7 protein-coding genes are annotated in these 9,114 nt (G+C 58.8%); 4 read left to right on the plus strand and 3 right to left on the minus strand.

From position 1 onward, the window contains the following. Positions 1-30: 30 nt before the first annotated feature. Positions 31-1,809 (minus strand): PTS lactose transporter subunit IIBC, encoded by a 1,779-nt coding sequence (locus tag AAAX73_RS06150; RefSeq protein ID WP_118081586.1) that lies wholly within the window; start codon positions 1,807-1,809, stop codon positions 31-33. A gap of 284 nt (positions 1,810-2,093) precedes the next feature. Here AAAX73_RS06150 and AAAX73_RS06155 point away from each other — a divergent pair, with 284 nt between their 5' ends. Continuing rightward, positions 2,094-3,095, plus strand: coding sequence for a LacI family DNA-binding transcriptional regulator (locus AAAX73_RS06155; RefSeq protein ID WP_349125364.1), 1,002 nt, complete (start codon positions 2,094-2,096; stop codon positions 3,093-3,095). A 347-nt stretch (positions 3,096-3,442) separates the two neighbouring features. Here AAAX73_RS06155 and lacG read toward each other — a convergent pair whose 3' ends face one another. Both lacG and AAAX73_RS06165 read right to left on the minus strand, forming a co-directional pair. Further along, entirely contained in the window at positions 3,443-4,882 is a 1,440-nt protein-coding gene (gene lacG / locus AAAX73_RS06160; RefSeq protein ID WP_022094685.1) for a 6-phospho-beta-galactosidase, read from the minus strand. Positions 4,883-4,948: 66 nt separating this feature from the next. After that, entirely contained in the window at positions 4,949-6,724 is a 1,776-nt protein-coding gene (locus tag AAAX73_RS06165; RefSeq protein ID WP_349125366.1) for a PTS lactose transporter subunit IIBC, read from the minus strand. Between the two features lie 357 nt (positions 6,725-7,081). Here AAAX73_RS06165 and AAAX73_RS06170 point away from each other — a divergent pair, with 357 nt between their 5' ends. The 3 genes from AAAX73_RS06170 to tnpA all read left to right on the plus strand — a co-directional run. Then, positions 7,082-8,086 (plus strand): LacI family DNA-binding transcriptional regulator, encoded by a 1,005-nt coding sequence (locus AAAX73_RS06170; protein WP_349125367.1) that lies wholly within the window; start codon positions 7,082-7,084, stop codon positions 8,084-8,086. A gap of 214 nt (positions 8,087-8,300) precedes the next feature. Continuing rightward, a complete protein-coding gene (locus AAAX73_RS06175; protein WP_006234827.1) occupies positions 8,301-8,639 on the plus strand; it encodes a PTS lactose/cellobiose transporter subunit IIA in 339 nt (112 codons plus the stop codon). A gap of 214 nt (positions 8,640-8,853) precedes the next feature. Next, positions 8,854-9,114: IS200/IS605 family transposase (gene tnpA / locus AAAX73_RS06180; RefSeq protein WP_349125368.1), on the plus strand; the 261-nt coding region annotated here is incomplete at its 3' end.

Raw genomic sequence — 9,114 nt, forward strand, 5'->3', positions numbered from 1 at the left:
TGGGGGTCCGGGCACCAACAGAGGAAGGAACTAGTCGAGGTTCTCGCGGAGCCACTTGATGGCGCCAGCGGGGTCGCGAGTAAGGTCGATATATTCCTTACCGCGGGGAGCGAGCAGCTTAATGCCCAGACGATCGGTGTCGGCCTTCATGTCGTTGTAGTAGCTACGAACCTGCGGGGCAAGCACGATAACGTCGTACTGATCCATGATGGCAGTGTGCTGACCATAGGCACCGGCGGAGGAAGCGATGTTCTCTCCGGTCTGTGCGGCACCTTCCTTGATGGCGTTGGCGAGCATGGCGGAGGTGCCGGCGCCGGCGCACAGGACGAGGACCTTCAGGCCATCGACATCCTTCTTGGCGGATGCATCGGCAGCGGGCTTGGGCTGATCGGCGACAGGCTTGCTGTCAGCGGCGGCAACAGTCGTCTCGACGGAAGCGGTAGCCTGCTCGACAGCGGGCGCAGAGGGCTTGGCGGCGATGGCAGCGGTACCGTTGGGCTCAAGACCCAGCTCGGCGGCGCGCTCGGCCTCCTGGTCGCAGAGCAGCTTATCGTATGCCTTCAAGAACGGCAGGTAGATGATGGCGTCCAGCAAAATGATGATCGCGACAAATACCAGGGCAATAAGCTGGAAGTTCGTGGTGATGAAAATGCCGATGGGGGCGGGGGTGGCCCAAGGCACCACGAAGGAGAAGCCGTTCATGCCCACGTTATCGATAAAGAACTTGGCAACACTCACGTTGACGCAGCCGGCGGTAACAAAGGGGATGAGCATGTAGGGGTTAAGGATCATCGGCGCGCCAAAGAGCAGCGGTTCGTTGACGGCGAAGGCAACAGGAACAATCGAGGCCTTACCGACGGCCTTGAGCTGCTTGGACTTCATAAAGAGAATCAGCAGAAGCGGCACGATGAACGTGGCGCCGGTGCCTCCGAACTCACCCACGAGCGACATGTTAAAGGTGAGGGAGTGGGCGGGGTGGCCGCCTGCCAGCAGAACCTGCAGGTTCTCGGCCTGGTTGGCAAGACGGATGGGGTCGATGCCCGGCTGGACGATCGAGGGGCCGTGGACACCGATGAACCAGAAGAACGCGGTGGCTGCCTGGATAAGGATAAGGCCAGGATAGGTTTCTGCAGCGGTAAAGAGCGGGGAGAGCAGTTTGATAAGCAGCTCGGAGAACGGAACGCCCATGAGGTTGCGCACGATGACATCGATGATGCCGCAGATGATGACGGCGCCGCCAAAGGGGATGATGTCGCGGAAGTTCTGAGCGATGGCGCCCGGGACCTCCTTGGGCAGCTTGATGGTCAGATCGCGCGAGACGCAGAACTTATAGACCCACACGGTAATGAACGCGGCGATATAGGCCGAGAACAGACCGCGCGTACCCATGCTGGTGCAATCGAAGACCGAAAGCTCGGAGCCGTCGAGCTTGGTGGTGAACTGCGTGACTGCGAGCAGCAGCATACTGCATTGGGCGGCCACCATGGTGGAACCGTCGTTGAGCACTTTGCCGGCGGGCATGCGACGGTTCATGGATGCCGTGAAGTTCTTGGCGGTGGTGCCGGCAACCATGATGCCCATGACGCCCATGGTGAAGTTGTACAGCTTGTTGCACCAGTCGAGGAGCGGCTGGGGCAGCGTGATGCCGACCACGCCGGGAAGCGTGGCGATCAGCAGGAAGATCGAAGAGGTGAGGACAATGGGCATGCACCCAAGGAATCCGTCCTTGATGGCCTGGAGGTAGATGTTCCTCGAGATCTTCTCAAAGAACGGTTGATGCTTTTCGAGCATCTTTACGATGGCGTCCATAGAGCTCCTTTGCTGCTTGATGCGCGATGCATGTGGATGGAACTGGTCGTCGATGGATGGTCAGGACTGCCCGGAAACCTTCCTGCTTAAGGAAGGCATTGCGAAATGACAACGTTGTCATTTCGTTAATGACAACGTAAGACATTTTTGGAAGAGCAACAAGGATTTACGGGTGAACGGTCGATATTGTCCGATAAACGGCTGATTTGTCAGTCGGGCAGGTAGTGTATGCTAGAACACAAAAAACAAGCGATGCAAAACCAACTGGAGAAGTAGTGGCAACGATGGACAAGAAAAATGTCTCGATGAACGATGTGGCAGTTGCCGCGGGCGTTTCTCTCAAGACGGTGTCGCGCGTGATCAACGAGCCCGATAGTGTGCGAGAGTCGACGCGCGATAGGGTCCATGCGGCCATGGAGGAGCTTGGGTTCCGGGCGAACTTTGCCGCGCGTTCACTCAAGTTGGGCCGTTACGGGTGCATCGGCGTGGTGGTGTTCCACTTGTCGGGCGGCGCCGTGGACATGATCGACGGTATCGCCGATGCCGCCGAAGAGCGAGGCTTTGCTCTCACGGTGATCAAAAAGCGGGCGGGGGAGAAGATGACCCTTGCCGAAGCGGCGCATAGGATGTCGCAGCTTCCCGTCGACGGCATGATTTTCAACCTGCGCCAGATGGTCGATGACTTTGATACCTTTGAGGCGCCGAAAGACCTCAAGACGGTGATTATCACACCGATGGAGCATCCTACCTGCTCCACCGTCAGTGACGATCAAGAGGGCGGCGCGCGCATGGCGTGTGAGTACTTCTTGAATCACGGGCACAAGAACGTGTACTTCGTCTCTGGTAAGAAAGAATCGCTGTCGAGCCAGTGTCGTATGAAAGGTTGGCGTGCGGCACTCGAGGCGCGTGGCATTGAGCCGCCCGAGCCTCTGCAAGGCGATTGGAATGCGGATAGTGGCTATGCCGCGGGCCTTGTGCTTGCCGATAAACCCGATTGCACGGCGGTCCTCGCTGCTAACGACTGCATGGCAAACGGCGTGATGATGGCTCTACGTGACAAAGGGCTCAGTGTGCCCGAAGACGTGTCCGTGATCGGCTTCGACGATGAGCTCTACAAGACGATTCCCAACTCGATTCTGACGTCGGTGAAGTTTCGCCACCGCGAGCTGGGCATCCGTGCGCTTAATGAGGTCGTCGCAGGTCTGGAAGCCCCGAGCTCCAGAAGCCGTACACTCGTCTCGGGCGTGTTGGTCGAGCGTGCGAGCGTGCGGGATTTGCGGGCGTAGGCGCGCTCGGCTCGTTCATCTCAACCTGTAACAGTTAGGGCCGAAATACTCAGCTAGATGTTACAGATTGAGATTGAGAGGATTGTCCTGTGCGTTTATCTCAATCTGTAACAACTAGACGTCCAAAACCGGTTCTAGTGTTACAGATTTAGACAATTCGGCGCGGCCTCCCCGGTCTGTCTTGATTTGTAACAGCTAGGGACCAAAAACTCGGTTAGATGTTACAGATTGAGACAAACGTGCGGTACGGTCTGCCCAAAAAAGGCCGGGGGCGGCGCGCCGTGTGACGTGTCGCCCCCGGCTGAGAAATGGGGACAGGTTGTGTGAGCGGGCAACCCCGCCAGTCGCTAGTCCAGACGACGGGTCTGCGCCACGTGCTTATACCAGTAGGCGCTTGCCTTGGGCGTGCGCTTCTGGGTCTCAAAGTCAACGTAGAAGAAGCCATAGCGCTTGTTGTAGCCATTGGTCCAGGAGAACTGATCCTGCAGGCTCCACAGGAAGTAACCGCCCACGTTGACACCCACCTCCATGGCCTTGAGCAGCCAGCGCAGGTGCTGCTCGATGTAGTCGATGCGCGGCTGGTCGTCCACAAAGCCGTCTTTGTAGGGATCCTTGTAGCCCATGCCGTTTTCTGTAATGAAGATCTGCTTATAGTTGGGGTAGCGCTGCTTAATGTAGACGAGCAGATCGAACAGGCCCTCGGGATAGATGATCCAGTCCCAGTCGGTGGTGGGGATGCCAGGCTTGTTCACATGCTCGCCAATACCCTTAACGCGCCAGCGGCCGGTGCCCTTCTCGCCCGTACCGTTGTGGTGCAGGTCGTTCTCGCCATCGTAAGCCTTCAAAAAACGGCACTGATAGTTGTTAACGCCCAGGTAGTCGTTGTAGAGCGCGGCCTCGCGCATAATTTCGAGGTCCTCGTCCAGAATCTCGATGGTGCCGCCCGAGACGGCAGCCAGGCGGTTGGCGCACTCCAAGGTGTCAGGCGCGTAGTCGCCGCGGAAAGTGGCGTCGAGCAAGAACTGGTTCTGCAACACGTGCTCGTTATTAGCGGCTTTGATGTCGGCGGGGTCGTTCTCGTTGAGCGGGTACTTAAACTCCAACGACTGGATGACGCCGATCTTGCCCTTAAAACCGCCATTGTGGAAGGCCAGCACGGCCTTGGCGTGGGCGAGCATCATGTTGTGCTCGCACTGGAAGGCTTCGGCCAGATGCGCCTTGACGCCGCCGGGGAAGGTGCCCTCGATGTAGGTGTTGGAGGCGTCCGCCCAGATCTCGTTAAAGGTGAACCAATAGGTCACCTGGTCGGCGTACTCCTTAAAGCAGAAGGTGGCAAAGTCCACAAAGGCGTCGATGGTCTCGCGGTTGAGGAAGTCGCCCTTCTCAAAGAGGGGCAGCGGCGTGTCAAAGTGATGCAGCGTGACGAACGGTTCAACATGGTGCTTATGGCATTCGGCGAAGAGGTCGTGGTAGAACTGGACGCCCTCGGGGTTGATCTCGCCGGTGCCGTTGGGGAAGATGCGGCTCCAGGCGATGGAGAGGCGGATGCCGTTGATGCCAAACTCCTCGCACAGTTCCAGGTCGACGGGGTACTGGTTGTAGAAGTCCGAAGCGGGATCGGGGGAAAAGCGCCCCTGGGCCTCCAGGAAGTCGTCCCAGGCAACCTTGCCCTTACCGTGAGTGCGGGTCTCGCCCTCTACCTGGTAGGCAGCAGTGGCGCCGCCAAAGACAAAGTCCTCGGGAAACTGCGCAGGCGGGTTAGTGACGCTAGCAGGGTTAACGGACATGATGATCCAATCGTCTAAATCGAAGGGCCAGCCGGTCTTGGATGGTCGGCTGGCCCTGAGCGTTACTTACTTCGAGAGTTGCTCGCTTACGAAGGCGAGAGACTTGTCGCCGTTCTGGGAGAGCTCGATGTACTGCTTACCGCGGCAGGCGACGCACTTGTTGCCCACGCGCTCGCAGTCCTTCTGCAGGTCGGCCAGGTAGCTTGCGGCCTGCGGGGCCAGGACGACCAGGTCAAAGTCGGGGAGCATGTCAACGTGGTTGCCATAGGCCTCGGCAGCGGTCTCGAGGTTAATACCGCGCTCCCTGGCAGCCTTGGCCAGCGCGTTGGCGAGCAGGCCCGAGGTACCGCCGCCCTGGCAGAGTACGAGCACGCGCTTGCCGTTGAGGTCGCTGGCGGTCGCAGCCTCGGTGGCGGGCGCTGCGGAAGCGGCGGGGGCGTCGGCCTTCACGGCCTCGGCAGCAGCGCCGGCGGCAACGCTCTTGGCGTCAGCCTTGCCCTGGAAGGCGTCGTTGAGCTTGGCGGCCTTCTCAGCGTTCTTGGCGGCGAGCTCCTCCTGGGAGATCTCGGCCTCCTCGGTGCACTTCTGGGCGTCATAGGCACGGAAGAACGGGTAGTACAGGGCAAAGTCGACGACCAGGATAAGGGCGAGCATCACAAAGGCGAGCGGCTGGAAGCCCAGGCCCATGATGGTGCCGATGGGGCCGGGGACGGTCCAGGGCAGGGTGTACATAAAGCCGTTCATGCCCAAGAAGTCGATAAAGATCTTGAGGATCCAGATGTTGGCGATCGGGGCAAAGACAAACGGGACAAAGAAGACGGGGTTGAGTACGATGGGCGCGGCGAACAGCAGCGGCTCGTTAACGGCAAAGCACACGGGAACGATGGCGGCCTTACCGACGGCGCGCATCTCCTGGGACTTGGCCAGGAAGCAGAACATAAAGACCAGGACAAGCGTGGCGCCGGTGCCGCCCATGCAGACGACGAAGTACTGGGCACCCTGGGTCAGGACAGCGGAAGCGTGCTGGCCGGCCTGGAACGCAGCCAGGTTGTCGGTCATGTTGGCAACGAGGGCGGCGGCGATGGCGGGCTCGACGATCGAGGGGCCGTGGACGCCCACGAACCAGAAGAGGCTCATGGCGCCGTAGATCACAGCAAGGCCGATGTAGCCGTCGGCAGCGGTGAACAGGGGCTGGAACACCTGGATGACGCCCTGGGCAAAGCAGAAGCCAAAGGCAGCGCGGAAGACGATGTCAAAGACCCAAAAGACGGTGATGCAGACGGAGAAGGGGATGATGTCCTTAAAGGTCTGCGAGATGTTGGGCGGAACCTGCTCGGGCATCTTGACGGTGATGTTGCGCTTAATGAAGAACTTGTAGATGATGCCGGTCACAAACGCAGCGATAAAGGCGGTCAGCAGGCCTTTGGAACCAAGGTAGGTGGTGTTGAAGCCGCTGGCAGCGTCCGTGGCGATCGTGTCGCTCGAAAGGAGCAAGAAGCCGATGATGGCCGCGCACATGCACGAGATGAAGTTGATCTGGTTGTTCTTGGGCAGATCGCGGTTCTGAGCGTCGGCGAAGTGCTTGGCTGTGGTGGCAGCGCAGGCGATGGCCAGGATACCCATGGAGTAGTTGTAGCACTTCCACAGGGCGTTGTTGATGTCATCGGGCCAGTAGAAACCCCAGATGTTGGGGACCGAGGCTACCAGGCAGAAGATGGACGAGAAGATGATGATGGGGATGACGGAGATAAAGCCGTCGCGAATCGCCTTGAGGTACTTGTTGCGGGCGATCGCGTTGAAAAAGGGCTGGCCCTTTTCGATGATGGCGATAAGTTGCTCCATGCAATGCTCCTAAGAGTCGGTGGGTTAACAACGATGGTAGCTTTTGGCGTTCGGTTGCCAAAATGTTGACGTTGCCATTTTGTGACACAAAATAAGACGCGAACCGATGGTCCCTGTGCCTGCGAACCGTCGATTCCTTGCGCGTAAACGTTTGAGCCGCCCGGTGGCTCTGTGTTTGCACAATGGCAACGTTAACATTTGGGCGACAAAAGCCGTTCGGGGAAGCAAAAATGTCGGTGAACGGTAGGTTTTGGGTGGTGAGCGTATGGTGGGGGAGGCGTTGGATATACTTGAAGACGTTTCATTTGACTGCGCAGGATGCCACTAATGGCATCGTTGACATAGAAAGATCGACCTATGGCCGCTGTTAAAAAATCGGTTTCCGTTAAGGACGTGGCGCGTCTCGCGGGCGTCTCGGAGCAGACAGTCTCGCGTACGGTGCACGATTCGCCCAGCGTGCGCCCCGAGACCAAGGAGCGCGTGCGTGCCGCCATGCGCGAGCTGGGGTATCGCCCCAATTTTGCCGGTCGATCGCTGCGCCGCGGCAAGTTTAAGACCGTCGGCGTCGCCATGTTCAACATTACCGGTACCGGCAACCTCGACCGTATGGAGGGCTTTGCTGCCGCCGCCGATAAGCACGGCTACGCCATTACCCTCACGAAAGTAGATGGGCATCCGTATACCCTCGAGAGCGCATCGTCGCGCATGAGCGCACTGCCGGTGGATGGCATGGTCGTGATCATGAATCGCATGCCGGCGGACTTTGGCACCTTCGAGCCACTGCCCGGCATGCAGACAGTGCTCGTTACGATGTTGGAGCACCCGCTTTGTTCAACGGTCGATAACGACCAGTTCGATTGCTCGCGCCAGGTGGTCGAGTATTTGCTGGAGCAGGGGCACAAGACCGTGCACTTTATCTCGTGCCCCGAGCGCTCGCTTTCGGGCATGCAGCGCGAGGAAGGCTGGCGCGAGACATTGCGCGCACATGGTATTGAGCTGCCGCGACTCATCCGTGGCGATTGGACGGCGCAGAGCGGATATGCCGCAGGCCAGGCTCTGGCGGACGATCCGACCTGTACTGCCATCTATGCCTCCAACGACGCCATGGCCTACGGCTGCATTCGCGGGCTCGAGTCGCGCGGAAGGCGTGTGCCCGAGGACGTGAGCGTGGTGGGTGTTGATGACAGCCTGGGCGATATCGTGCCCGACCGTCGCCTGACCACCGTGCGCTTTGACAACAGGCGTGTCGGCATGTGGGCAGTCGATAAGATCGCCGGTGCCGAGGGGGGTGCGTCTGGCGTGGAGCACATGCTGATCCCCGGCGTGCTCGTAGAGGGCGATACGGTGCGCGATTTGCGCTAGGGCGCGGTCCTGTTTGGGTTTCCGTTAATCATGTTTGATATTGTTCGAAATGGTTTGGAAACCGTTCACGGGTGAAAATTGACCGTTCATAGCTTGAAATTATGTTTTGCGTTGTTCTTTTTTGTTTGAATGTTAATGTTTCTGCCATACAGAACGCAGCGCGTATGCCCGGACGCGATGCTCTCCATTGGTTCATATGTGAAAGGAACGCAATATGGCAACCAAAGAAGAAATCTCGATGGTTGGATTCGAGATCGTCGCATACGCAGGTGACGCCCAGACCGATCTGCTTGCAGCGCTCGATGCTGCTCGCGAGGGTGATTTTGAGAAGGCCGAGCAGCTGCACAAGGATGCCAGCGATGCGCTCATCGGTGCCCACGACACGCAGACCAAGCTGCTTTCGCAGGAGGCCGGCGGTGGCGAGATGGAGATGACCTTCATCATGGCTCACGCTCAGGACACTCTCATGACCACTATGATCCTGGAGAAGCAGACCCGCTTTACCATCGATGCCTACAAGCGCATCGCCGAGCTCGAGGCCAAGCTCGCCTAACGAGTCCGCACAACCAAGTCCCCTTCCAAAAGCTCTGCCGCAGACTCGCGACAGGGCTTTTTCTTTTCAAGACTTTAGTCTGCTGGCCGCGCAGCGGCCAGCTTTGAACCACCCGCTACGCGGGTGGAGACAAACGGCTTTACAAAGCCACCCCTCCGACCGATATTGACGATTGTTCAGGCCGTCAAGAATTCGAGTCGAAGGGGTGGTCGCCATGGCCCAGAAGGCCTACAGCCTTTCCCACACGAAGTGGATGTGCAAGTACCACATCGTGTTCACGCCGAAGTATAGGCGCAAAGTGATCTACAACCAAATCAGGAGCGACATAGGGGAGATCCTCAGGAAGCCGTGCGAGTACAAGGGGATCGAGATAATCGAGGGGCACCTGATGCCCGACCACGTGCACGTGCTGCTGGCGATCCCGCCGAAGTACAGCGTCGCGAGCGTCATGGGCTACCTGAAGGGGAAGAGCTCG

Source organism: Collinsella sp. CLA-ER-H9, assembly GCF_040092295.1.
Classification (GTDB): domain Bacteria; phylum Actinomycetota; class Coriobacteriia; order Coriobacteriales; family Coriobacteriaceae; genus Collinsella.

Coding starts and splice junctions, on each gene's coding strand:
- AAAX73_RS06150 (WP_118081586.1), bottom strand. CDS start 1,809: ATGGACGCCATCGTAAAGATGCTCGAAAAGCATCAACCGTTCTTTGAG.
- AAAX73_RS06155 (WP_349125364.1), top strand. CDS start 2,094: ATGGACAAGAAAAATGTCTCGATGAACGATGTGGCAGTTGCCGCGGGC.
- lacG (WP_022094685.1), bottom strand. CDS start 4,882: ATGTCCGTTAACCCTGCTAGCGTCACTAACCCGCCTGCGCAGTTTCCC.
- AAAX73_RS06165 (WP_349125366.1), bottom strand. CDS start 6,724: ATGGAGCAACTTATCGCCATCATCGAAAAGGGCCAGCCCTTTTTCAAC.
- AAAX73_RS06170 (WP_349125367.1), top strand. CDS start 7,082: ATGGCCGCTGTTAAAAAATCGGTTTCCGTTAAGGACGTGGCGCGTCTC.
- AAAX73_RS06175 (WP_006234827.1), top strand. CDS start 8,301: ATGGCAACCAAAGAAGAAATCTCGATGGTTGGATTCGAGATCGTCGCA.